The organism is Pseudomonas sp. P4_C3 (genome assembly GCF_056402075.1).
Genome location: NZ_JBFUIC010000057.1, coordinates 1 through 26,508, shown reverse-complemented (window position 1 = coordinate 26,508; position 26,508 = coordinate 1). Strand labels below are relative to the sequence as shown.

Genomic DNA, 26,508 nt, shown 5'->3' with positions numbered 1-26,508 from the left:
TTGTAATTGAGTGACTCGCTAAATGGTCGAATGGCTGTAGTGCAAATCGACACCCCCTCGACAAAATTGTTGTAGAAGACACTTTGGCAGGTTTCTTTTCGACCGCCATTTCGCTACACCGTATTTCTGGCGAGCCTGTCCAACGATCAAAGGAATGTGTCCCGTATGGCAATTCTGGAACTCACTACACTCATCCCCGGCCGCACGCCCGAACAGGTCCTCGACTTCTGCCTGGAAGGGGTCAACTTTCCGAAGATTTTCCCCGAGCGCATTACCCCGCTGGGCGATGTCGATCTGAACAACCTGCGGATTGAAGCCGGGCGGCAATTCCGCTTTCGCCACTGGATGTTCAATGTGATTCCGTCGAGCTGGACGGTGGTGATTCGTGAAGTCGGCGAGTGGCATTTCATCGACGAGATGCTCAACGGGCCGATGCGTGCCTTTCGTCATGAACATCGGGTCGAGGCGGGAGAGGGCGGTACGCTATACACCGACCGGGTGACGTATTCGGCGATTGGCGGTGCGTTGGTGGAAGCGCTGCTTGTGAATTCCTATATGCGGCGGATTTTCGAGGCGCGACATCGGAACATGCTGCAATTGCTTAAGTAGCGCCGGGATCTTGTGGGAGCGAGCCTGCTCGCGATGGCGTCAGATCAGTCACCTGCGATGTTGAATGACATAGCGCTATCGCGAGCAGGCTCGCTCCCACGGGGGTAAGGTTTGTATCCAGTTTTGTACGCTGATACATGACAATTTATGTTTGACCATAGGTCGTAGGACAATTTCGTGGTTAACTTCGGCCTCGTCAAAATTCTCCACCACAACGTTCAGAAGGACTCCGTTCATGGCTCAAGTCACTCTTAAAGGCAACCCGGTTCAAGTCAACGGCCAACTGCCACAAGCCGGTTCCAAGGCGCCAGCCTTTTCCCTGGTTGCCGGCAATCTGTCCGACGTCACCCTGAAAGACTTTGCCGGCAAGCGCAAAGTACTGAACATCTTCCCAAGCATTGATACCCCGACGTGCGCCACTTCCGTGCGCCAGTTCAACGCCAAGGCCAGCGACGTGGCCAACACTGTCGTACTGTGCATCTCCGCTGACCTGCCGTTCGCCCAAGCCCGCTTCTGCGGCGCCGAAGGCCTGGAAAACGTACAGAACCTGTCGACCCTGCGCGGTGCCGAGTTCATCCAGAACTACGGCGTGGCCATCGCCGACGGCCCGCTCAAAGGCCTGACCGCTCGTGCCGTTGTGGTTCTGGACGAAAACGACAACGTGCTGCACAGCGAACTGGTTGGCGAAATCGCTGACGAGCCGAACTACGAAGCGGCACTTGCTGTTCTGAAATAAGTCTGGCTTTACAATGTTTAACGGCCTGGCCCTGTCCAGGCCGTTTTCATTTGTGCTTCAGTGCCTTACACAAAACCACTGCTACGTAAGCCAAAGGTAAATTGCCGGTAAAGGCGCTTTGCTTAAAACCCGCCAGTGCTTATCGTTCAGCCTCATGTAAAAAAGCCCACGCGCCCAATGGTTGATCACTCAATGCAATCCTCCGCTTCCCATAGTCCTCGTCGCTGGCTGTTCGGCCTGCTTGTCCTGTTGGTCATCGCCGCCCTGTGCTGGAAATTCTGGCCCGGCAGCGCTGCACCCAAAGAGGCTGCGGGGCAGAAAGCCGTCGCGGGGCATACCGGCAGGTCAGGCGGAATGCGACCTGGATTCGGCGGGGCGTCCGGGCCGGTACCGGTGCGAGTGGCGCCGGCAGTCACTGGTGATTTCCCTCTGTACTTCAAGGCGCTGGGCACGGTCACGGCGCTGAACACCATCAATGTCCGCAGCCGCGTCGGCGGTGAGCTGGTCAAGATCTATTTCGAAGAAGGGCAGATGGTCAAGGCCGGCGACCTGCTGGCCGAAATCGATCCGCGTCCGTACCAGAACGCCTTGCTCCAGGCCGAAGGCACCTTGCTGCAGAATCAGGCGCAGCTGAAAAACGCCCAGGTCGATGTCGAGCGTTATCGCGGCCTGTACCGCGAAGACAGTATTGCCAAGCAGACCCTGGACACCGCCGAAGCGCTGGTCGGTCAGTTCCAGGGCACCGTCAAGACCAATCAGGCGGCGGTCAACGATGCCAAGCTCAATCTCGAATTCACCCGGATCCGCGCACCGATCACCGGTCGCGTCGGCCTGCGTCAACTGGACGTCGGTAACCTGGTCGCGGCCAACGACACCACTGCATTGGCGATCATCACCCAGACCCAACCGATCAGCGTGGCCTTCACCTTGCCGGAAAACAGCCTCGACACCGTGCTCGCCCGTTATCGCAGCGGCGCCAAACTGCCGGCTGAAGCCTGGGACCGCGGTGATACCAAACTGCAAGCCACGGGCGTGCTGCAGAGCCTGGACAACCAGATCGACGTCACCACCGGCACCCTGAAATTCAAGGCCCGTTACGAGAACCGCGATCAGTCGCTGTTCCCCAATCAGTTCGTCAATGTGCGCCTGCTGGCCGACACCCTCAAGGACGTCGTACTGGCGCCTTCCGCCGCGATCCAGTTCGGCACCAACGGCACGTTCGCCTATGTCCTGGACGGTGACAAGAAGGTCAAGATCCGTCAGTTGAAAGTCGGCGCCAGTGACGGCCTGAACACTGTGGTCACCGAAGGCCTGTCGGCGGGCGATCGGGTCGTATTGGAAGGCACTGACCGCCTGAAGGACGGCAGCGACGTGGAGGTGGTCAACGACCGCCAGGACGTGCCGACCACGCCAACCGAACACCTGCAAGGCAAGTCGGCGGCCGACGCGGCTGAGCCTGCGACCACTGACAAGGCGAAAAAGGACGGCGCATGAATCTCTCGCGGCTGTTCATCCTTCGCCCGGTAGCCACCACGCTGAGCATGCTGGCCATTATCCTGGCCGGCGTCATCGCCTATCGGCTGCTGCCGGTGTCGGCGCTGCCCCAGGTCGATTACCCGACCATTCGCGTCATGACCCTGTATCCCGGCGCCAGCCCGGATGTCATGACCAGCGCAGTGACTGCGCCACTTGAGCGGCAGTTCGGGCAGATGCCCGGCCTGACGCAAATGACCTCCACCAGTTCCGGCGGGGCGTCGGTGCTGACCCTGCGGTTCAGCCTCGACATCAACATGGACGTGGCCGAGCAACAAGTTCAGGCGGCGATCAACGCCGCGACCAACTTGCTGCCCAAGGACCTGCCGGCACCGCCGGTGTACAACAAGGTCAACCCGGCCGACACGCCGGTGCTGACTCTGGCCATCACCTCCAAGACCATGCTGTTGCCCAAGCTCAACGATCTGGTCGATACGCGCATGGCACAGAAGATTGCCCAGATCAGCGGCGTCGGCATGGTCAGCATTGCCGGTGGCCAGCGCCAGGCSGTGCGGATCAAGGTCAACCCCGAGGCCCTGGCGGCCAACGGCCTGAACCTGTCGGATGTGCGCACCCTGATCGGCGCCTCCAACGTCAACCAGCCCAAGGGTAACTTCGACGGCCCGACCCGGGTCTCGATGCTCGATGCCAACGATCAACTGACGTCGCCCAAGGACTACGCCAATCTGATTCTGGCCTACGCCAACGGCGCACCGTTGCGACTCAAGGACGTCGCGGAAATCGTCGACGGCGCCGAGAACGAGCGTCTGGCCGCTTGGGCCAACGAGAACCAGGCCGTGCTGCTGAACATCCAGCGTCAGCCCGGCGCCAACGTCATCGAGGTGGTGGACCGGATCAAGGCCCTGTTGCCGAGCATCACCGACAACCTGCCGGCCGGCCTCGACGTGGTGGTGCTGACCGACCGCACCCAGACCATCCGCGCCTCGGTCAAGGACGTGCAGCATGAATTGCTGATCGCCATCGCCCTGGTGGTCATGGTCACCTTCCTGTTCCTGCGTCGCGCCAGCGCCACGATCATTCCATCGGTGGCCGTACCGCTGTCGCTGATCGGTACGTTCGGCGTGATGTACCTGGCAGGGTTCTCGGTCAACAACCTGACCCTGATGGCCCTGACCATCGCCACCGGTTTCGTGGTGGACGATGCGATCGTCATGCTGGAGAACATTGCGCGCTTCATCGAGGAGGGCGACAGCCCGCTGAACGCGGCGCTCAAGGGTGCCAAACAGATCGGTTTCACCCTGATCTCCCTGACGTTGTCGCTGATCGCCGTGCTGATCCCGCTGCTGTTCATGGCGGACGTGGTCGGGCGGCTATTCCGCGAGTTCGCCATTACGCTGGCGGTGGCGATCCTGATTTCCCTGGTGGTTTCCCTGACCCTGACGCCGATGATGTGCGCGCGGTTGCTCAAGCGTGAACCCAAGGAAGCAGAGCAGGGCCGCTTCTACCGTGCCAGCGGCGCGTTCATCGACTGGATGATCGCCGCCTACGGACGCAAGTTGCAGTGGGTGCTCAAGCACCAGCCACTGACCTTGATGGTGGCCATTGGCACATTAGCGCTGACGGTATTCCTCTACATGGTGGTGCCCAAGGGTTTCTTCCCGGTGCAGGACACCGGCGTCATCCAGGGCATTTCCGAAGCGCCGCAATCGATTTCCTTCACCGCCATGAGCGAGCGCCAGCAGGAACTGGCCAAGGTCATCCTGGCCGACCCGGCGGTCGAGAGCCTGTCCTCCTACATTGGCGTGGATGGCGACAACTCGACCCTCAACAGCGGTCGGTTGCTGATCAACCTCAAGTCGCACCACAACCGCGACCTGAGCGCCACGCAAGTGATTGCCCGGCTGCAACCGGAGCTGGACAAACTGGTCGGCATCCGCCTGTTCATGCAGCCGGTGCAGGACCTGACCATCGAAGACCGGGTCAGCCGCACGCAGTACCAGTTCAGCATGTCGTCGCCGGATTCGGAGTTGCTGAGCCTGTGGAGCGGGCGTCTGGTGGAGGCCTTGGCCGACCGGCCGGAGTTGACCGACGTCGCCAGCGATTTGCAGGACAAGGGCTTGCAGGTCTACCTGGTGATCGACCGCGATGCGGCATCGCGGGTCGGGGTGTCGGTGTCGAACATCACCGATGCGCTGTACGACGCCTTTGGTCAGCGGCAGATTTCCACCATCTACACCCAGGCCAGTCAGTACCGCGTGGTGCTGCAATCGCAGGCCGGCGAGAAGATCGGCCCGGATGCGTTGAACCAGATTCACGTCAAGACCACCGATGGCGGGCAGGTGCGCCTGTCCAGCCTGGCGCATATCGAGGAGCGCCAGGCGCAACTGGCGATCACCCATATCGGCCAGTTCCCGGCAGTGATGATGTCCTTCAACCTGGCGCCCGGCGTGGCGCTGGGGCATGCGGTCGAGATCATCGAGCAGGTGCAGAAGGACATCGGCATGCCGATTGGCGTGCAGACCCAGTTCCAGGGCGCGGCGCAGGCGTTCCAGGCTTCGCTGTCGAGCACTTTGCTGCTGATCCTGGCGGCGGTGGTGACCATGTACATCGTGCTGGGCGTGCTCTACGAGAGCTACATCCACCCGATCACCATTCTTTCGACCCTGCCTTCGGCGGCGGTGGGCGCCTTGCTGGCGTTGATCCTCAGCGGCAACGACCTGGGCATGATCGCGATCATCGGCATCATTCTGCTGATCGGCATCGTCAAGAAGAACGCGATCATGATGATCGACTTCGCCCTCGACGCCGAGCGCAACCAGGGCATGGACCCGCAAACGGCGATCTATCAGGCGGCCTTGCTGCGTTTTCGGCCGATCCTGATGACCACCCTGGCCGCGTTGTTCGGTGCCGTGCCGTTGATGCTGGCCACCGGTTCCGGCGCAGAACTGCGCCAGCCGCTGGGTCTGGTGATGGTTGGCGGATTGCTGCTGAGCCAGGTTCTGACGCTGTTCACAACGCCTGTGATCTACCTGTACTTCGACCGTCTCGGTCGGCGCTGGGGTCGCAAGCCTGAGTCCGTGGAAGCGGTAGAGCAGCCATGAACCTTTCGGGACCTTTCATCAAACGCCCGGTGGCGACCATGCTGCTGAGCCTGGCGATCATGCTGCTGGGTGGCGTGAGCTTCGGTTTGCTGCCCGTGTCGCCGCTGCCGCAAATGGACTTTCCGGTGATCGTGGTCCAGGCCAGTCTGCCCGGGGCCAGCCCCGAGGTGATGGCATCGACCGTGGCCACGCCGCTGGAACGCTCTTTCGGCGCCATTGCCGGGGTCAACACCATGAGCAGCCGGTCCAGCCAGGGATCGACCCGGGTGATCCTGCAATTCGACCTCGACCGCGACATCAACGGCGCGGCGCGGGAAGTGCAGGCGGCCATCAATGCCTCGCGCAACCTGCTGCCGAGCGGGATGCGCAGCATGCCGACCTACAAGAAGGTCAACCCGTCCCAGGCGCCGATCATGGTGCTGTCGCTGACCTCGGATGTGCTGGAAAAAGGCCAGCTCTATGACCTGGCCTCGACGATCCTGTCCCAGAGCCTGTCCCAGGTGCAGGGCGTCGGCGAGGTGCAGATCGGCGGCAGTTCCCTGCCGGCGGTACGTATCGAGCTCGAACCGCAGTCGCTGAACCAGTACGGCGTGGCCCTGGACGATGTGCGCAACACCATCGCCAATGCCAACGTGCGCCGGCCCAAGGGCTCGGTGGAAGACGATCAACGGCTGTGGCAGGTCCAGGCCAACGACCAGTTGGAAAAGGCCAAGGACTACGAGTCGCTGATCATCCACTACAACGGCGGCGCGGCCCTGCGCCTGAAGGATGTGGCGAAAGTCAGCGATGGCGTCGAGGACCGCTACAACAGCGGTTTCTTCAACGACGACGCGGCGGTGCTGCTGGTGATCAACCGGCAGGCCGGCGCCAACATCATCGAGACGGTCAACGAGATCAAGGCGCAACTGCCGGCATTGCAGGCGGTGTTGCCGGCCAGCGTCAAGCTGAACCTGGCCATGGACCGCTCGCCCGTCATCAAGGCGACGCTGCACGAAGCGGAAATGACCCTGCTGATCGCCGTGGCGCTGGTGATTCTGGTGGTGTTCCTGTTCCTCGGTAACTTCCGCGCCTCGCTGATTCCGACGCTGGCGGTGCCGGTGTCGCTGGTCGGCACCTTTGCCGTGATGTACCTCTACGGTTTTTCGCTGAACAACCTGTCGCTGATGGCGCTGATCCTGGCCACCGGGCTGGTGGTGGACGATGCCATCGTGGTGCTGGAGAACATTTCCCGGCACATCGACGAAGGCGTGCGGCCGATGCGGGCAGCGTACCTCGGTGCCCAGGAAGTCGGTTTTACTTTGTTGTCGATGAACGTGTCGCTGGTGGCGGTGTTCCTGTCGATCCTGTTCATGGGCGGGATCATTGAAAGCCTGTTCCGCGAATTCTCCATCACCCTGGCGGCGGCCATCGTGGTCTCGCTGCTGGTGTCGTTGACCCTGACCCCGATGCTCTGCGCCCGATGGCTCAAGCCGCATACGCCGGGGCAGGAGAACCGCCTGCAACGCTGGAGCCGGCGGGCCAACGACTGGATGGTCGGCAAATACGCCACCAGCCTCGACTGGGTGCTGCGCCACAAGCGCCTGACGTTGCTCAGTCTATTCGTGACAATTGGTGTGAACATCGCGTTGTATGTGGTTGTTCCTAAAACATTTATGCCGCAGCAGGATACCGGCCAGCTGATCGGTTTCGTGCGCGGCGACGACGGCCTCTCGTTCAGTGTGATGCAGCCGAAGATGGAGATTTTCCGCCGGGCGGTGTTGAAGGACGAGGCCGTAGAAAGCGTCGCCGGGTTCATTGGCGGTTCCAACGGCACCAACAACGCCTTCATGCTGGTGCGCCTGAAGCCGATCAAGGAACGCAACATTTCCGCACAGAAAGTCATCGAACGCCTGCGCAAGGAAATGCCCAAGGTCCCCGGCGCACAACTGATGCTCATGGCCGACCAGGACCTGCAATTCGGTGGCGGCCGCGAACAGACCAGTTCGCAATACTCGTACATCTTGCAAAGCGGGGATCTGGGGGCGTTGCGCGAGTGGTATCCGAAAGTCGTCACTGCGCTCCGGGCCTTGCCGGAACTGACGGCAATCGATGCGCGGGAAGGCCGGGGTGCCCGGCAAGTGACCCTGATCGTCGACCGCGACCAGGCCAAGCGCCTGGGTGTCGATATGGACATGGTCACGGCGGTACTGAACAACGCCTACAGTCAGCGGCAGATTTCAACCATCTACGACAGCCTCAACCAGTATCAGGTGGTGATGGAGGTCAATCCGAAATACGCCCAGGACCCGATCACTCTCAAGCAGGTCCAGGTGATCACCGCTGACGGCGCGCGGATCCCGCTGTCGACCATTGCCCATTACGAAAACAGCCTGGAAAACGACCGGGTCAGCCACGAAGGCCAGTTCGCTTCGGAAAGCATTGCCTTCGACATGGCCGAAGGCGTGACCGTGGAGCAGGGCAGTGCCGCCATTGAACGAGCGATTGCCAAGGTCGGCCTGCCGGAAGACGTGATCGTGAAAATGGCCGGCACCGCCGACGCCTTTGCCGCCACGCAAAAAAGCCAGCCGTTCATGATTCTCGGCGCGCTGGTGGCGGTGTATCTGGTGCTCGGCGTGTTGTACGAAAGCTACATTCATCCGCTGACCATCCTGTCCACGCTGCCGTCGGCCGGGGTCGGCGCGTTGCTGTCGATCTATGCACTGGGCGGCGAGTTCAGCCTGATTTCGTTGCTGGGGCTGTTTCTGCTGATCGGCGTGGTGAAGAAAAACGCCATTCTGATGATCGACCTGGCGTTGCAACTGGAACGACACCAGGGCATGGCACCGCTGGAATCGATTCGCAGTGCCTGCCTGCAACGTTTGCGACCTATTCTGATGACCACCCTGGCGGCGATCCTCGGTGCCTTGCCGTTGCTGCTGAGCCGTGCCGAAGGGGCGGAAATGCGCCAGCCACTGGGCCTGACCATCATCGGCGGGCTGATCTTCAGCCAGGTGCTGACGCTTTACACCACCCCGGTGGTTTACCTCTATCTCGACAAACTGCGCCATCGCTTCAATAAATGGCGTGGGGTGCGTACCGATGCTGCTCTGGAAACTCCGCTATGACTGAACGTTCGCTTTTCAACCTGGCTGCACCGCTGATCACAGCCCGAGGCTCGCGTGTGTTGAGCCTGTCACTGTGCGTGGCGATGCTCAGTGCCTGCGCCGTCGGCCCGGATTACCAGCGCCCGCAAACCGCGGAACCGGCGCAGTACAAGGCCGCAGAGGGCTGGCGTCAGGCCAATCCGAGCGATGCCTTGGCGCGTGGTGCGTGGTGGGAGTTGTATGGTGACCGGCAGCTCAACGACCTGGTCGAAAAGCTCAACAGCTCCAACCAGACCGTCGCCCAGTCCGAAGCCCAGTACCGGCAGGCCCAGGCGTTGGTGCGCAGCGCACGCGGGGCGTTTTTCCCGACGGTCGACCTGAACGTCAGCAAGAACCGCTCAAGCCAGGGCACCGGCAGCAGCAACTCCAGCCTGAGCAGTTCTTCCAGCGGTATTCGCGACACGTACTCGGCCCAGGCGGGCGTCAGTTGGGAAGCGGATGTCTGGGGCAAGCTGCGCCGGGGCCTGGAAGCCGACACCGCGAATGCCCAGGCCAGCTTTGCCGATTTGGCCGCGATGCGCCTGAGTCAACAGTCGGAGCTGGTGCAGAATTACCTGCAATTGCGCGTGATCGATGGTCAGAAGCGCTTGCTCCAGGACACGGTCGAGGCTTATCAGCGTTCGCTGAAAATGACCGAGAACCAGTACCGCGCAGGCGTATCCGGCAAGGACGCCGTGGCCCAGGCTCAGACGCAGCTCAAGGGCACCGAAGCCGATATGATCGACCTGATCTGGCAACGCGCCCAGTTCGAGAACGCCATTGCCGTGCTGATCGGCTTGCCACCGGCGCAGTTCAGCCTGGCGGAAAGCCAGGACATTCCGCCGTTGCCGCAAGTACCGTCGGCGCTGCCTTCGCAGTTACTGGAGCGGCGCCCGGACATTGCTGCCGCCGAGCGTTCGGTGATGGCCGCCAACGCCAACATCGGTGTGGCCAAGGCCGCCTATTACCCCGATCTGACACTGAACATGAACGGCGGTTATAGCAGCAGCACCTATTCCAACTGGATCAGCCTGCCGAACCGCTTCTGGTCGGTCGGACCGCAATTGGCCATGACCCTGTTCGACGGCGGCCAGCGCTCGGCGGAAGTCGATCGCAGTGAAGCGGCCTATGACGAAACGGTGGCCAAGTACCGCCAGACCGTGCTGGACGGATTCCGCGAGGTGGAAAACTTCCTGGTGCAGCTCAAGGTGCTTGAAGACGAAGCCGTCGTGCGCCAACAGGCACTGGACGCCGCTCGTGAATCGCTACGCTTGACCCAGAACCAGTACAAGGCCGGTTTGATTGCCTACATCGATGTGGTGGTGACCCAGGCGGCGGCGCTGAGCAATGAGCGCAGTAACCTGGACCTGCTGCAAAGCCGCTTGATAGCCAGCGTGCAGTTGATTGCCGCGTTGGGGGGTGGCTGGGATGGGCAGCTTCAGGTGAGTGAAAGCCGATAGTGCAATCTAACGCACGCTGCTATCCCAAAGGTTTTGTGGCGCCAGCAGCTTGAAGCGAGTTAATGTAAAACCTTAAAACAAGCGTTTCATCGGACTGATGGCCCTTTGCTCATTTTGTGAGTGCGTTCTCATTTGGAATCAGTACAATCGCCGCATTTGCCCCCCAGCGAGAATCAATACCATTGACGGGGGCATGCGCGAGAAGTCCCCATGCTCATCGGTAGCTATTCCCCCACCCTGGTCATCATTTCGCTCTGTGTCGCGATTCTCGCCTCATACACCGCACTCGACCTGACCGGACGCATTGCCACTGCCAAAGGCCGCGCCGTGCATTTGTGGACCGCGGGCGGGGCCATTGCCATGGGCATCGGCATCTGGTCGATGCACTTTATCGGCATGCTCGCGTTCAAGTTGCCGATCGACCTGGGGTACGACGGCACCATCACCCTGTTGTCGCTGCTGATTGGCGTGCTCTCCAGCGGTTTTGCGCTGTGGCTGGTCAGCCAGCCGCAATTACCGGCCTGGCAACTGGCCTTTGGCGCGTTGGTCATGGGCGCCGGCATCAGCGCGATGCACTACACCGGCATGGCCGCCATGCGCATGCAACCGGGCATCGACTACGACCCGACGCTGTTCGGCACCTCGCTGATGATCGCTGTCGGTGCTTCGGGCGCGGCATTGTGGATTGCTTTCCGCCTGCGCCAGCACACGCCTTATGTCCGTCTGATCCGTGGTGGTGCCGCCGTGATCATGGGTATCGCCATCGTCGGCATGCACTACACCGGCATGGCCGCCGCACGCTTTGCCGATGGCAGCTTTTGCGGGGCGGTGGTCAATGGCCTGAGCGGCAAGGGCCTGGACAACCTGGTACTGGTCACCACGCTGGCGGTGCTGAGCATCGCTTTGCTGACCTCGATCCTCGATGCGCGCCTGGAGGCCCGCACCGCGAGCCTGGCCGAGTCGCTGACCGAGGCCAACCGTGAACTGACCCAACTGGCCCTGCATGACACCCTCACCGGGTTGCCGAACCGGATGTTGCTCGCTGATCGTATCGATCAGGCCATGTCGTGGGTCCGGGAAGAGGGTGGCTGCTTTGCCCTGATGTTCATCGATCTGGACGGCTTCAAACCGGTCAACGATGCCTTTGGTCACCATATGGGTGATTTGCTGTTGCGCGAAGTGGCCTTGCGCCTGCGCGAAGACTTGCGTAGCCAGGACACCTTGGCGCGCATCGGCGGCGACGAGTTCGTGTTGCTGGTGCAATTGAGCGAACAGAACGACGCCTTGAGCCTGGCGGCCCGTCAGGTCGGGTTGATCGCGCGGGCGTTCCGGGTTGCCGAACATGATTTGCACATTTCCGCCAGCGTCGGCATTGCGCTCTACCCGGGTAATGGGCAGTCCGCCCAGGAGTTGCTGATGAACGCCGACGCGGCGATGTATCACGCCAAGGGCGCGGGTAAAAACGGCTACAGTTTTTTCGATGCCTCGATGAACAGCAACGCCCGCAAACAGCTGCAATTGCTGCAGGACTTGCGCAATGCCGTGGAACAACAGGAATTCAGCCTGTATTACCAGCCCAAGTTCGACGCCGCCAATGGCCGTCCGGTGGGCGCCGAGGCGTTGTTGCGCTGGGAGCACCCGACGCAAGGGATGCTGTTGCCGGACAAATTCATCGAAATGGCGGAAAAAACCGGCCTGATCATCCCGATTGGCGAGTGGGTACTCAACGAAGCCTGCCGGCAGATGCGCGAGTGGTACGTGTCGGGCTACACCGATTGGCGCATTGCAGTGAACCTTTCGGCCATCCAGTTCTGTCATTCCGGGCTGGTCCAGAGCGTCGCCAAGGCCCTGGCGACTCACCATCTGCCGGCCAACAGCCTGACCCTGGAAATCACTGAAACCACCGCCATGAGCGATGCCGATGCGAGCATGACGGTGCTTCAGGAACTCTCGGAAATGGGCGTCGACCTGTCCATCGACGACTTTGGTACTGGCTATTCGAGCTTGATGTACCTCAAGCGCCTGCCGGCCAACGAACTGAAGATCGACCGCGGTTTTGTCCGCGACCTGGAGCACGACAGCGATGACGCCGCCATCGTTTCGGCCATCGTCGCCCTCGGCCAGGCGCTGGGGTTGCGCATCGTCGCCGAAGGTGTGGAGACGGGTGTGCAGCAGGACTTCCTGACTCAACTCGGTTGCGATTCGTTGCAGGGGTACCTGCTGGGGCATCCGTTGCCGGCCGCAGGCTTCATGGTGGAAATCCATCGCGGGGAGCAATTGGTCGAGCAGTTGAAAGCCAGTTCAGAACGCGAAATGTCGATGACATGACAGCTGACGTGAAGCCATGCAAAAACCGTCAATGGCGGTTATTCTAGCCCCCGACCGCTTAAGCTTTGATTGGGGGAAAGCTCGCATGGACAAAGTCATCGTCATCACCGGCGGTAGCCGCGGCATTGGTGCCGCCACCGCGCTGTTGGCCGCCGCGCAGGGCTATCGGATCTGCATCAACTACCAGGCCGACGAACAGGCTGCACTCGGCGTGCTCGAGCAAGTCCGTGCCCTCGGTGCACAAGCCATTGCGGTGCGGGCCGACGTCAGCATCGAAGACGAAGTCATCGCGCTGTTCGATCGGGTAGACAGCGAACTGGGCCGGGTCACCGCGCTGGTGAACAACGCCGGCACCGTCGGGCAAAAGTCCCGGGTCGACGAGATGTCCGAGTTCCGCATTCTCAAAATCATGAAAACCAACGTCCTGGCGCCGATCCTCTGCGCCAAGCACGCGATCCTGCGCATGTCGCCCAGGCACGGAGGGCAGGGCGGCAGCATCGTTAACGTATCGTCTGTCGCCTCGCGTTTGGGATCGCCCAACGAGTACGTCGACTACGCGGCCTCCAAAGGCGCGCTGGACACCTTCACCATCGGTCTGTCCAAGGAAGTGGCGGGCGAGGGGATTCGGGTCAATGCCGTGCGCCCTGGCTTCATCTACACCGATTTCCATGCCTTGAGCGGTGACCCGGATCGGGTCAGCAAACTGGAATCGGCGATTCCGATGGCCCGGGGCGGGCGTCCGGATGAGGTGGCGGAGGCGATTGTCTGGTTGCTGTCGGACAAGGCTTCTTATGCGACGGGGACATTCGTTGATCTGGGTGGTGGGCGGTAGTCTCTGAGACCTCTATTTGTCTGAATCGGCCCCTTAGCGAGCAGGCTCGCTACCACAGTTGACCAGCAACCCTGTGGGAGCGAGCCTGCTCGCGATAGCAATCTTTCAAACGACAGAGAACTATTCGCAGGACCTGACAATCCACGTCAATGTTTCTATCGCGTACCCGACCACCTCATTCCAAGGGCTGCCATCATTCAGTCGAGTGCAATTGCGATAGCACCGATTTGAAATCTTTCTGCGTCTACCTGTTATTTCCGACAGTAGGCCAATCAATGCATGACCCGTAGCTTGGTTTCGGGCGAAAGGAGGTGATTTGTTGTTTCTGAATCACTGTACTCAAACGAACTCTCAGCAACGGAGTATTTCCATGAACAATATCATCGACGATTATTTCGACACGGTCGCATCCCTGGGCGTCCCGCGGGCATATCACTCGGCTACCGTTCAATTTGACGGTCGTGTGCTGGTGGCAGGTGGTCTCAACGAGGCAGGGCGCAATCAATCCGAGGCTGGTCGCCAGCCTGAGGGCACGACCCCGACCCTTTGGCAGCAACTCGACATTGGAGCGTCGGCGTCGATTTCCGACGTCGAACGCTACGATGCGTCTGCAGATGCCTGGTCTCTTGTTTCTCCACTGATCGAGGCCCGTGCAGACCATTGTGCCGTGTGTTTGCACAGTGGGCAGATCATGATCATTGCGGGTTCCGGGTTCCGGGTCCCGGGGCACGCTCGACAGCGTCGAGTTGTATAACCCGTCAAAAAATTGCTGGACGGCGACGCAGGCGATGTCGACTCCGCGTTTTGCACACACCGCGACAGTTTTGGACACTGGGCTGGTCATGGTCTGTGCAGGCAACAATCTGTATCAAGGGGAGGGTCATGTACTCGACAGCGTAGAAATCTACGACCCGATATGCAATGGCTGGACCGTTGCCCCATCGATTCCAGTTGCACGGATGAACCACAGTGCCACGCTGCTGGCATCCGGAGAAGTACTGGTGTTGGGCGGGTATTCGGCAACGCGGAATGCAGCGATCGACGATGCCTCGCTGTTTGATCCGGTCAATCGAACCTGGCGCAACGTCAAACCATTACCTCAAAGACGAATGCAGCACACGGCAACACGGCTGAAGGACGGGCAGGTATTGGTGGTCGGTGGTACCGATGAACCTTTTGATCCCGGGCGGGAGGATGCGTACCTATACGATCCGAACTCGGACAGTTGGAGCGCTCCAATGCCAATGGCTTATGGCCGCATAGGTCATAGCGTGACACAACTGTGTTCGGGGCGCGTGCTCGTGGTTGGCTGTGCTTCAAACGATGAAGCCGCGTTTGTCACGGAAGTGTTCGACCCTGTCTCCCATCATTGGACAGTGTCTGCGGTATTGGAAACCGCTAGGTTTACACATACCGCGAGCCTGTTGTGTTCGGGGCGGGTACTGGTAGCAGCAGGGCAGCGGGTGACGAGTCACCCGTCTTATGTGGCCAGTGCCGAGCTGTTTACGGAGGGATGAGGGGGATCAGAACGACCGCACAATCCGCCCCAACGTCTCCATCGCCTTTTCCGAGTCCTCAGTCCAAGGACTCCCATAATTCAACCGAATACAATTCCTGAACCGCTGCGTCGGCGAAAAAATCGGCCCCGGCGCGATGCTGATCCCTTGCGCCAGCGCCATCTGGAACAACTTCAAGGAATCCATCTGCTCCGGCAGTTCCAGCCACAGGAAGTAACCGCCGGCCGGTTGGCTGACGCGGGTCTGCGCCGGGAAATAGCGGGCGATGGCGGCGAGCATGGCGCTTTGCTGGTCTTCCAGCGCGTGGCGCAATTTACGCAGGTGCCGGTCGTAGCCGCCGTGTTGCAGGTAATCGGCGATGGCGGCCTGGGCCGGCATCGAGGCACAGAGTGAGGTCATGAGTTTCAGTCGTTCGATTTTCTGCGCATAGCGCCCGGCGGCGACCCAGCCGATGCGGTAGCCGGGGGCCAGGCTCTTGGCGAACGAGCCGCAGTGCATCACCAGGCCTTCGGTATCAAAGGCCTTGGCCGGTTTCGGTGCTTGTTGGCCGTAATACAGTTCGGCGTAGACATCGTCTTCGATCAGCGGCACCTRGTGGCGGCGCAGCAGTTCCACAAGCTGCTGTTTCTTGGCCTCAGGCACAGTCGCGCCCATGGGGTTCTGGAAGCTGGTCATGCACCAGCAGGCCTTGATCGGATGGCGCTCCAGGGTTTGCTCGAGCACACCGAGGTCGATGCCGTCGCGCGGGTGCACGGGGATTTCCACGGCTTTGAGCTTCAGGCGTTCGAGCACTTGCAGGCAGGCGTAGAACGCCGGGGCTTCGATGGCCACCAGATCGCCGGGTTGGGTCACCGCTTGCAGGCACAGATTGAGGGCTTCCAGCGCGCCGTTGGTGATCAGCAGTTCTTCCATGGGCAGCATCAGCCCGCCGACCATGTAGCGCAGGGCGATTTGCCGGCGCAGCTGCGGGTTGCCCGGCGACATGTCGGTGACCACCATGCGCGGGTCCATCTCGCGGCTGGCGCTGGCCAGGGAGCGTGACAAGCGTTGCAGGGGAAACAGCGTCGGGCTGGGGAACGCCGAGCCGAAGGGCACGGTGTTCGGGTCCTTGATCGAGTCGAGCACCGAAAACACCAGTTCACTGACGTCGACCTCGGTGGACTCGTTGACCTGATTGCTGATCACCGGTTCGGAAAACGGCCGGGTTGCATGAGCGTTGACGAAGTAACCGGAACGCGGGCGAGCGCGGATCAGCCCGCGACGTTCCAGCAGGTAGTAGGCCTGGAACACCGTCGACGGGCTGACCCCGTAGGTCTGGCTGGCATAGCGCACCGAGGGCACACGCTGGCCCGGGCCGAGGACGCCGGAGCGGATCAGTTCTGCGATGTCGTCGGCGAATTTTTCGTAGCGTTTCATCAAAAGCCCGGTTGGGTGTCATTTGGAGAAAGGGGACGGTCGTACCGCCAAGATCGCAGCCTTCGGCAGCTCCTACAATGGATCGGCTTGCGTGCGCAGGAGCTGCCGAAGGCTGCGATCTTTAAAACTCTGCATCTTAAAGGCTCAGCGATTCATCGGCGCCACAAACCGGCTCTTCGCCACGCTGTAGGCGTCGGGCTCATCGTTGTCGACCACCTTGAAGCTGATGCTCTGTGAGCTGCTGGCCGGACGCTCCGTGAGCATCACCACCGACACTGGCACATCGACAATCTCGCCCGGCGCCAGGCTCAACCCGGTCTTGCCTTGCAACTCGAAACCATCGGCATCGACCAGGCGCAATTGGTAGTCCTGACGCTGCTGGGTTTTGTTGATCACCTTCAGACTGTAGATGTTTTCGATCTGCCCCTGGCTGTTCTCGCGGAACAGGCCCCGGTCCTTGCTGACGTCGAGCGACACCATCGGCCGTTCCACCAGCGCCACCACCAGGGCGGCAATCATCACCAGCAGCACGGCGGTGTAGCCGATCAGGCGCGGACGCAACAGGTGCGTCTTGCCACCCTGCAACTGATGTTCGGATGTATAGCTGATCAATCCTGGGGCGTAGCCCATCTTGTCCATGATCGAATCGCAGGCGTCGATGCAGGCGGCGCAACCGATGCATTCCATCTGCAAGCCATCGCGAATGTCGATGCCGGTCGGGCAGACCTGCACGCAGAGCTGGCAATCGATGCAATCGCCCAGGCCGACCTCCGCGGGTTTGACCTCGCGTTTGCGCGGGCCACGGTTTTCGCCCCGGGCCACGTCGTAGGAAATGGTCAGGGTGTCCTTGTCGAACATCACGCTCTGGAACCGCGCGTAGGGGCACATGTGCATGCACACCGCTTCACGCAGCCAACCGGCATTGATGTAGGTGGCGCCGGTAAAAAACAGCACCCAGAACAGGCTGACGCCGCTCATTTGCAAGGTCAGTAGCTCTTCGGCCAAAGGCCGGATCGGCGTGAAATAGCCGACGAACGTCAGGCCGGTCAGCAGGCTGATGGCCAGCCACAAGGTGTGCTTGGCCGAGCGACGCATCAGCTTGTTCAGGCCCCACGGCGCGGCTTGCAACTTGATCCGCTGGTTGCGCTCGCCCTCGGTGATCTTCTCGCACCACATGAAGATCCAGGTCCACGAACTTTGCGGGCAGGTGTAGCCGCACCAGACCCGTCCCGCGAACACGGTGATCGCAAACAGGCCGAAGGCGGCAATGATCAACAGCGCCGACAGCAGGATGAAGTCCTGCGGCCAGAAAGTCGCGCCGAAGATATGGAATTTGCTTTCGGAAAGATCCCAGAGCACCGCCTGGCGGCCACCCCAGTTCAACCACACGGTGCCGAAAAACAGCAAAAATAGAAAACCCGCACCGCTGATGCGCAGGTTGCGGAACAACCCGGTGAAGCTGCGGGTGTGGATGTGGTTGTCGCTGGATTTGGCCTTCATCTTTGGACGCGAAGGCTCGAATGTTTCTACGGTTCGGACGGGGATTCTCTCGCTCATGGTCTTTCGCTCATCAGCCTCCATCAGGCATGAGCACTATGAGTGGCGATCTGTTTGCATAACAGATTCAGGTGTTGCATTAAAAAGCGGATCAGATGGTGCTGGGCGCACGGCCTGCGACAACTTGAAGCACCCGCCCCACAAAGGTGCAAACGCCTATGCAAAACAGCTGAGGTGGGTGTTGATCAACGTCAGTCAAATCACCGAATCACTGTCGGTGGCTTCATGGGTACCGGCACCATCCTGAAAACCACGAGGGCGACGAAGGCCACGTCAAAGGCCTGACCACCGCCGCCATCTGCGTCGCGGCCGGGCTGGGCCGGGAGGCGACGGCGGTGCTCAGTTCATTGTTGGCGCTCGGGGTGTTCTGTGTGATGCCGAGGATTGTGAAGCTGATCGACAAGGATCATGTTCCTACGTGTAAGGGATCCACCATCACCGGCGGCATCGTCGTTGGTGGTTCTTCCCTTGGCGGTGGGATCGTGCCAGGAGTGGATTGTTCATTGTTCAAACCTCAGGTGGCACATGGCGTGAGTCGTGCTTTAGTTGGTGGACTAGTGGGTGGGTCGCAGCGCGAAGGACTTGATTGCACAAATTGTTGATGAAACTTTCCCGGCGACTGTCGCTCGGAACCTAAGTGAGTGCATTCCGGGGCGGACAGTCCAGCGGGATGGCGACCAGACACAAGCGCGTCCATGGGGCGTCAGGAGAGAGGCTCGATGACGGCTGAAAAACCGACTGAGTTGAGCTACAACCCGCACATGCCGCTGTCGCAGGCGTTGTTGCTGCCGCGTATCGTCATGGAAAACATCATGCCGACCCTTGAAGGCGGGCAGTTCGCGGTCAAGGCCGTGGTGGGGCAGGATGTGGTGGTGACGGCCAAGGTCTTCGCCGACGGGCATGACAAGCTGGGGGTTCGCGTGCGCTGGCGGGCCGAGGACGAGGACGTCTGGCAAAGCGCGGTCATGAACGATTTGGGCAACAACGGTTGGCAAGGGCAGTTCCGGGTCCACAGCCAGGGCCGTTATCTGTTCTGTATCGAAGCCTGGATCGATCAGTTCGCCAGTTTTTGCTATGAGCTGGAAAAGAAGCATGCGGCGGCGGTGCCCGTCAGCCTGGAATTGCAGGAAGGGCGGATTCATGTACAACAAGCCGCCGAACGCAGCGAAGGGCAACTCAGCGAGCAACTGGCGGCCTTGCACCATGAACTGTCAGGACTGCTCGAAGCCGAGCAGGTCGCGCTGTTTTTGCACCAGCGTAGTGCCGACCTCATGGCCCGCGTCGATCATCGTGCTTACCTGAGCCTGAGCCCGGAGTACCCGCTGGATGTGGAGCGCGAACTGGCGCAGTTCGCCAGTTGGTATGAATTGTTCCCGCGTTCGATCACCGACAGTCCGGCGCGTCATGGCACCTTCAATGACGTGCATTCACGGCTGGCGATGATTCAGGACATGGGCTTCGATGTGCTGTATTTCCCGCCGATCCACCCGATCGGGCGCAGCTACCGCAAAGGCCCGAACAACACCCTGACGGCGGGCCCCGATGATCCGGGCAGTCCCTATGCGATTGGTAGCGAGGAGGGCGGCCACGAGACGATTCACTCGCAGTTGGGTACCCGCGAAGACTTCCGGCGACTGGTGGCGGCCGCCGCGGCCCATGGCCTGGAAATCGCCCTCGACTTTGCCATCCAGTGTTCCCAGGACCACCCTTGGCTCAAGCAACACCCCGGCTGGTTCAACTGGCGGCCGGACGGCACGATCAAATATGCCGAGAACCCACCGAAGAAATACCAGGACATCGTCAACGTCGACTTCTATGCCCCCGAGTCGATTCCGAGCCTGTGGGTGGAACTGCGCGACGTCGTGGTGGGCTGGGTCGAGGAGGGTGTGAAGATCTTCCGCGTCGATAACCCGCACACCAAGCCTTTGCCGTTCTGGCAATGGCTGATCGCCGATGTACGGGCGTTGTACCCCGAGGTGATCTTCCTCGCCGAAGCCTTCACCACCCCGGCAATGATGGCGCGCCTGGGCAAGGTCGGTTATTCCCAGAGCTACACCTATTTCACCTGGCGCAACACCAAGGCCGAACTGGCGAGCTACTTCACGGAACTCAACGAATCGCCATGGCGCGAATGCTACCGGCCGAATTTTTTCGTCAATACACCGGACATCAACCCGGCGTTCCTCCATGACTCAGGGCGTCCCGGGTTCCTCATCCGTGCCGTGTTGGCGACCATGGGCTCAGGCTTGTGGGGCATGTATTCGGGTTTCGAGTTGTGCGAGTCGGCGCCGGTGCCGGGCAAGGAGGAGTACCTTGACTCCGAGAAGTACGAGATCCGCCCCAGGGACTTCAACGCGCCGGGCAACATCATTGCCGAGATCGCCCAGCTCAACCGCATCCGCAGGCAGAACCCGGCGCTGCACACGCATCTGGGGCTGAAGGTCTACAACGCGTGGAACGACAATATCCTGTACTTCGGTAAACGCAGCATTGACGGCAGCAATTTCATTCTGGTGGCGGTCAACCTCGATCCGCACAACGTGCAGGAAGCGAGCTTTGAGTTGCCCTTGTGGGAAATGGGCCTGCCCGATGACGCCAGCACTCACGGTGAAGACCTGATGAATGGCCATCGCTGGACCTGGTACGGCAAGCAGCAATTGATGCGGATCGATCCGGCGTATCAGCCGTTCGGGATTTGGAGGATTACCACTGCTTGAATGCGCCGCAAACCACCCTGTAGGAGCTGCCGAAGGCTGCGATCTTTTGCTTTACAGCGAAGATCAAAAGATCGCAGCCTTCGGCAGCTCCTACAGGGGGCGTTTTGAGAGCGGCCTTAATGAATTCACCAGGAGTTTCACATGGCGAAGAAACCCAAGGCAGCCACGTTCATCAAGGACCCGCTCTGGTACAAGGACGCGGTGATCTATCAAGTTCATGTCAAATCGTATTTCGACTCCAACAACGACGGGATTGGCGATTTTCCCGGCCTCATCGCCAAGCTCGACTACATCGCCGACCTTGGGGTCAACACCATCTGGTTGTTGCCGTTCTATCCCTCGCCACGGCGCGACGACGGTTATGACATCGCCGAGTATCGCGGCGTACACAGTGACTACGGCACCATGGCCGATGCCCGGCGTTTCATTGCCGAGGCGCACAAACGCGGCCTGCGGGTGATCACCGAGCTGGTCATCAACCACACCTCCGACCAGCACCCGTGGTTCCAGCGCGCACGCAAGGCCAAAAAAGGTTCGGCCGCCCGGGACTTCTACGTGTGGTCCGATGACGATCAGAAATACGACGGCACCCGCATCATTTTCCTCGACACCGAAAAGTCCAACTGGACCTGGGACCCGGTCGCCGGCCAATACTTCTGGCACCGTTTCTATTCCCACCAGCCGGACCTGAACTTCGATAACCCGCAAGTGATGAAAGCAGTGCTGTCGGTGATGCGTTACTGGCTCGACATGGGCATCGACGGCTTGCGCCTGGACGCCATTCCCTACCTGATCGAACGCGACGGCACCAACAACGAGAACCTGCCGGAAACCCACGACGTCCTGAAAAAGATCCGCGCCGAAATCGACGCCAACTACCCCGACCGCATGCTGCTGGCCGAGGCCAATCAATGGCCGGAGGACACACAGCTGTACTTCGGCGACACCGATAAAAAAGGCCTGAACGGCGACGAATGCCACATGGCCTTTCACTTCCCATTGATGCCGCGCATGTACATGGCGCTGGCCCAGGAAGATCGCTTCCCGATTACCGACATTCTGCGCCAGACCCCGGACATTCCCGCCAACTGCCAATGGGCAATCTTCCTGCGCAACCACGATGAGCTGACCCTGGAGATGGTCACCGACAAGGAGCGCGACTACCTGTGGAATTACTACGCTGCCGACCGCCGCGCACGGATCAATCTGGGGATTCGCCGCCGTCTGGCGCCTTTGGTGGAGCGCGACCGTCGTCGGGTCGAGCTGCTCAACAGCCTGCTACTGTCGATGCCCGGCACGCCGACCCTGTACTACGGCGATGAAATCGGCATGGGCGACAACATCTACCTCGGTGACCGCGACGGCGTACGCACGCCGATGCAATGGTCCATCGACCGCAATGGCGGCTTCTCCCGCGCCGACCCGGCCAGCCTGGTGCTGCCGCCGATCATGGACCCGCAATATGGCTACCTGTCGGTCAACGTCGAAACCCAGGCCGGCGATCCGCATTCGCTGTTGAACTGGACCCGGCGCATGCTTGCCGTGCGCAAGCAATCCAAGGCCTTCGGGCGCGGTACGTTGAAGATGCTTTCGCCCAGCAACCGACGGATTCTGGCCTACACCCGTGAATACACCGGGGTGGATGGCAAGCACGAAGTCATTCTGTGCGTGGCCAATGTGTCGCGCAGTGCCCAGGCCGCCGAGCTGGATTTGTCGGCCTACGTTGGCATGGTGCCGGTGGAAATGCTCGGGGGTAACGCGTTCCCGCCCATTGGCCAGCTGAATTTCCTCCTGACGCTGGCGCCCTACGGCTTTTACTGGTTCGGCCTCGCCGCGGAAAACCAGATGCCGAGCTGGCACGTGGAGCCCGCACAAAGCCTGCCGGACTTCACCACGCTGGTGCTGAAAAAACGCATGGAAGAGCTGCTCGAAGCGCCGTCACGCACCACGCTGGAGCAAAGCATCTTGCCGAGCTGGTTGCAGAATCGCCGCTGGTTCGCCGGCAAGGACGCCGCCATTGAACAGGTCGATCTGGCCTATGGCGTGCGTTTCGGCGATCCGCAGCATCCGGTGCTGTTCAGTGAGATCAATGTCACCAGTGGAGGCCAGCGCAGCCGCTACCAGTTGCCATTCGGCTTTATTTCCGAGGATCAGGTCGGTACTCCGTTGCCTCAGCAGTTGGCGTTGTCGCGGGTACGGCGTGGGCGCCAGGTCGGCCTGATCACCGATGCCTTCAGCCTGGACTCCTTTGTGCATGCCGTATTACAGGGCATTCAGGCCGGCACCGTGTTGGCATCCAGTGATGGCGACATTCGCTTCGAGTCCACCGCCGAACTTGAAAAACTCGGCCTCAATGCCGAGTCCCCGGTGCGATACCTGTCGGCCGAGCAGTCCAACAGCTCGGTGGTGATCGGCAACAGCCTGGTGCTGAAGCTGATCCGCAAGGTTGCCTGCGGTGTGCACCCGGAGCTGGAAATGAGCGCGTTCCTGACCGAAGCCGGGTTCAGCAATATTTCGCCATTGCTGGGTGCGGTGGTGCGCCGGGACGGGGCGGGTGAAGACAACCTGCTGATGATCGCCCAAGGCTATCTGAGTAACCAGGGCGATGCCTGGGAGTGGACGCAGAACAACCTCGAACGGGCGCTGCGCGATGAGCTGGCCGACGCCGTGTCCGAGCAGGAACAACACTACAACGCGCTGGGCGAACTGAAAGATTTCGCCGCTATGCTCGGTCAGCGCCTGGGGGAAATGCATCAGGTGCTGGCGGCGCCGAGTGCCAATCCGGACTTCTTGCCCCAGGTCACCACGCAGAAGGAGACGCTGGCTTCGGCCAAGGATGTCGCGGCGCAAATCGATCACGCGTTGAACTTGCTCAAGCAGCATAAAAATCAACTGAATACGGCGGACCAGACCCTGGTCAGCCGTTTGCTGGACAACAGGAAAGCCATCCTCGGCCATGTACAGGCACTGGGCAAGAAGACCGCGGGCGGCTTGCGCATTCGTGTGCACGGCGACCTGCATCTGGGGCAGGTGTTGGTGATCAAGGGCGATGCCTACCTGATCGACTTCGAAGGCGAACCGGCCCGGCCATTGCATGACCGACGGGGCAAACACAGCCCGTACAAGGATGTCAGCGGCGTGCTGCGTTCCTTCGACTATGCGGCGGCGATGGCGATCAATGTGCAGAGCGTCGACAACACCGCGGCGGCCGATGCCGCGCGCTTGCGGGTCACCGATCGCTACTTGAGCGAGGCGCGGCATGCATTTGTCGACGCTTATCGGCTGGCGGCAGCTAGTCTTGCCCATGCATGGCAAGATCCAGAAGGCGAGGATGCCGCGCTGGCGTTGTTCGGTCTGGAGAAGGCGGCGTATGAAGTGGCCTATGAGGCGGAAAATCGCCCCACCTGGTTGCCCGTGCCGTTGCACGGTTTATATGGATTATTGAGTGGGCTTAAACCCTTTTCCGATCTTGGTGGAGAGTAGTCATGAGTGTCTCGAACAAGGAACAGGGTCATCACAAAGAAGCGCTGCTGCCCAACACGCGGGATATCGATGCATTGGTGCGCGCCGAGCATATCGATCCTTTTGCCATTCTTGGCCCACATGGTGACGGTGCCGGCGGGCAATTCATCCGTACTTACCTGCCGGGTGCCCTGAGTGTGCAGGTGCTGGCCAGGGATTCCGGCGAAGAGCTTGGTCACCTTGAAGTCACGGAGACGCCGGGGTTGTTCGTCGGGCATTTCCAGCATGCGCAAGCGTATCTGTTGCGCACCCGTTGGGCCGGCGGCGAGCAAACCGCAGAAGATCCTTACAGCTTTGGCCCGTTGCTGGGCGAAATGGACTTGTACCTGTTTGCCGAAGGCAATCACCGCGACCTCAGTGCATGTCTGGGCGCGCAACTGAAAACCGTGGACGGTGTCGACGGCGTGCGTTTTGCCGTGTGGGCACCGAATGCCCGGCGGGTGTCGGTGGTCGGTGATTTCAACGTCTGGGACGGGCGCCGGCACCCGATGCGCCTGCGTCATCCCACCGGTGTCTGGGAGTTGTTCATCCCGCGCCTGCAGGCCGGGGACACCTACAAATACGAGATTCTCGGCGCCCACGGCATACTGCCGTTGAAGGCCGATCCCGTGGCACTGGCCACCAGCCTGCCACCGGACACCGCCTCGAAAGTCGCTTCACCCTTGAACGTCGACTGGCAGGATCAGGACTGGATGATGGCCCGGGGCGACCGCCATCGGGTGACCGCGCCCTTGTCGATCTACGAATTGCACGCCGGCTCTTGGCAATGCGAGCTGGACGACCTGGGCGAAGTGGCCCGCCAGTACACCTGGCCGGAACTGACCGAGCGGCTGATTCCCTATGTCAAAGACCTGGGTTTCACCCACATCGAACTGATGCCGATCATGGAGCACCCGTTCGGCGGTTCGTGGGGCTATCAGTTGTTGTCGCAATTCGCGCCGAGTGCGCGCTATGGCACGCCGGACGAGTTCGCTGCGTTCGTTAACGCCTKCCACCAGGCSGGGMTCGGGGTGATYCTCGATTGGGTGCCGGCGCAYTTCCCCACTGATACTCACGGCCTGGCSCAGTTCGAYGGCACGGCGTTGTACGAGTACGGCAACCCGCAGGAAGGTTTCCACCAGGACTGGGACACGCTGATCTACAACCTGGGGCGCACCGAAGTGCACGGCTACATGCTGGCGTCGGCGCTGCACTGGCTCAAGCATTTCCATGTCGACGGCCTGCGGGTCGATGCGGTGGCCTCGATGCTGTACCGCGACTACTCGCGCAAGGCTGGCGAATGGGTGCCGAACCGCCACGGCGGGCGGGAGAACCTCGAAGCCATCGACTTCCTGCGCCACCTCAATGACGTGGTCGCCCTGGAAGCGCCCGGTGCATTGGTCATCGCCGAAGAATCCACCGCATGGCCGGGTGTCAGCCAGGGCACGCAACAGGGCGGCCTGGGCTTTGCCTATAAATGGAACATGGGCTGGATGCACGATTCGCTGCATTACATCCAGCAGGACCCGGTGTACCGTGCCCATCACCACAACGAGCTGAGTTTCGGCCTGGTGTATGCGTGGTCCGAGCGCTTTATCCTGCCGATCTCCCACGATGAAGTGGTGCACGGCAAACACTCATTGATCGACAAGATGCCCGGTGACCGCTGGCAGAAATTCGCCAACCTGCGGGCCTACCTGAGCTTCATGTGGGCGCATCCGGGCAAGAAACTGCTGTTCATGGGCTGCGAATTCGGCCAATGGCGCGAGTGGAACCACGACCAGCAACTGGACTGGTACCTGTTGCAGTACTCCGAGCACAAGGGCGTGCAGAAACTGGTGAGTGACCTCAATCGCTTGTACCGCGAAGAACCGGCGCTGCATGAGCAGGATGATGTACCGCAGGGCTTCCAATGGTTGATCGGCGATGACGCGATCAACAGCGTTTATGCGTGGCTGCGCTGGAGCAAGGACGGCCGGCCTGTGCTGGTGGTGGCCAACTTTACGCCGGTGCCGCGCGAGGCTTATCGCGTCGGGGTGCCGTTTGCCGGGCAGTGGAGCGAGGTGCTCAATAGCGATTCGTCGATTTATGCCGGTTCCAACTACGGCAATAGTGGCG

Annotated in this window: 15 protein-coding genes and 1 pseudogene; 14 read left to right on the top strand and 2 right to left on the bottom strand. The window is 60.8% G+C overall.

Translation table 11 applies throughout. The annotated features are described in order from the left end of the window. The first annotated feature begins 165 nt into the window (after positions 1-165). The 10 genes from AC1DVH_RS12525 (at position 166) to AC1DVH_RS12480 (ending at position 15,199) form a co-directional block, all read left to right on the top strand. On the top strand, positions 166-609 hold the full coding sequence (locus AC1DVH_RS12525; protein WP_477754060.1) for an SRPBCC family protein: 444 nt from the start codon (positions 166-168) through the stop codon (positions 607-609). 235 nt (positions 610-844) lie between these two features. Beyond that, positions 845-1,345 (top strand): thiol peroxidase, encoded by a 501-nt coding sequence (gene tpx / locus AC1DVH_RS12520; RefSeq protein WP_477754059.1) that lies wholly within the window; start codon positions 845-847, stop codon positions 1,343-1,345. 177 nt (positions 1,346-1,522) lie between these two features. Then, on the top strand, positions 1,523-2,839 hold the full coding sequence (locus AC1DVH_RS12515) for an MdtA/MuxA family multidrug efflux RND transporter periplasmic adaptor subunit (RefSeq protein WP_477754058.1): 1,317 nt from the start codon (positions 1,523-1,525) through the stop codon (positions 2,837-2,839). Continuing rightward, positions 2,836-5,940 (top strand): MdtB/MuxB family multidrug efflux RND transporter permease subunit, encoded by a 3,105-nt coding sequence (locus AC1DVH_RS12510; protein ID WP_477754057.1) that lies wholly within the window; start codon positions 2,836-2,838, stop codon positions 5,938-5,940. Before AC1DVH_RS12515 ends, AC1DVH_RS12510 begins: the two co-directional genes overlap by 4 nt. Next, the gene (locus AC1DVH_RS12505) at positions 5,937-9,044 is read left to right on the top strand and encodes an efflux RND transporter permease subunit (RefSeq protein ID WP_477754056.1); all 3,108 of its coding nucleotides are present in this window, start codon (positions 5,937-5,939) and stop codon (positions 9,042-9,044) included. Before AC1DVH_RS12510 ends, AC1DVH_RS12505 begins: the two co-directional genes overlap by 4 nt. Beyond that, a complete protein-coding gene (locus AC1DVH_RS12500) occupies positions 9,041-10,522 on the top strand; it encodes an efflux transporter outer membrane subunit (RefSeq protein WP_477754055.1) in 1,482 nt (493 codons plus the stop codon). Before AC1DVH_RS12505 ends, AC1DVH_RS12500 begins: the two co-directional genes overlap by 4 nt. A 210-nt stretch (positions 10,523-10,732) precedes the next feature. Then, positions 10,733-12,850 carry a putative bifunctional diguanylate cyclase/phosphodiesterase gene (locus tag AC1DVH_RS12495; protein ID WP_477754054.1) on the top strand — a complete coding sequence of 706 codons (2,118 nt, stop codon included), beginning with the start codon at positions 10,733-10,735 and terminating at the stop codon, positions 12,848-12,850. An 85-nt stretch (positions 12,851-12,935) separates the two neighbouring features. Further along, positions 12,936-13,682 carry an SDR family oxidoreductase gene (locus tag AC1DVH_RS12490; protein ID WP_477754053.1) on the top strand — a complete coding sequence of 249 codons (747 nt, stop codon included), beginning with the start codon at positions 12,936-12,938 and terminating at the stop codon, positions 13,680-13,682. Positions 13,683-14,052: 370 nt separating this feature from the next. Further along, on the top strand, positions 14,053-14,436 hold the full coding sequence (locus AC1DVH_RS12485) for a Kelch repeat-containing protein (RefSeq protein ID WP_477754052.1): 384 nt from the start codon (positions 14,053-14,055) through the stop codon (positions 14,434-14,436). Between the two features lie 34 nt (positions 14,437-14,470). Further along, positions 14,471-15,199, top strand: a complete 729-nt coding sequence (locus AC1DVH_RS12480; RefSeq protein WP_477754051.1) for a Kelch repeat-containing protein — start codon at positions 14,471-14,473, stop codon at positions 15,197-15,199. A gap of 6 nt (positions 15,200-15,205) precedes the next feature. Here AC1DVH_RS12480 and mapR read toward each other — a convergent pair whose 3' ends face one another. Together mapR and ccoG are read right to left on the bottom strand one after the other, a co-directional pair. Next, positions 15,206-16,615, bottom strand: a complete 1,410-nt coding sequence (gene mapR / locus AC1DVH_RS12475; RefSeq protein WP_477754050.1) for a GntR family transcriptional regulator MpaR — start codon at positions 16,613-16,615, stop codon at positions 15,206-15,208. A gap of 144 nt (positions 16,616-16,759) precedes the next feature. Beyond that, positions 16,760-18,172: a cytochrome c oxidase accessory protein CcoG gene (gene ccoG / locus AC1DVH_RS12470; RefSeq protein ID WP_477754049.1), complete on the bottom strand. Its 1,413-nt coding sequence runs from the start codon at positions 18,170-18,172 to the stop codon at positions 16,760-16,762. A gap of 219 nt (positions 18,173-18,391) precedes the next feature. Between ccoG and AC1DVH_RS12465 the strand changes: the two are divergent. The 4 genes and pseudogenes from AC1DVH_RS12465 to glgB all read left to right on the top strand — a co-directional run. Beyond that, a pseudogene (locus tag AC1DVH_RS12465) lies at positions 18,392-18,588 on the top strand (MgtC/SapB family protein); the annotation flags it as partial. 303 nt (positions 18,589-18,891) lie between these two features. Then, entirely contained in the window at positions 18,892-20,889 is a 1,998-nt protein-coding gene (locus AC1DVH_RS12460; RefSeq protein WP_477754048.1) for an alpha-1,4-glucan--maltose-1-phosphate maltosyltransferase, read from the top strand. Positions 20,890-21,030: 141 nt separating this feature from the next. Then, positions 21,031-24,372 carry a maltose alpha-D-glucosyltransferase gene (gene treS / locus AC1DVH_RS12455; protein ID WP_477754047.1) on the top strand — a complete coding sequence of 1,114 codons (3,342 nt, stop codon included), beginning with the start codon at positions 21,031-21,033 and terminating at the stop codon, positions 24,370-24,372. A gap of 2 nt (positions 24,373-24,374) precedes the next feature. Then, the coding region (gene glgB, locus AC1DVH_RS12450) for a 1,4-alpha-glucan branching protein GlgB (RefSeq protein WP_477754046.1) at positions 24,375-26,508 on the top strand (2,134 nt) is incomplete at its 3' end.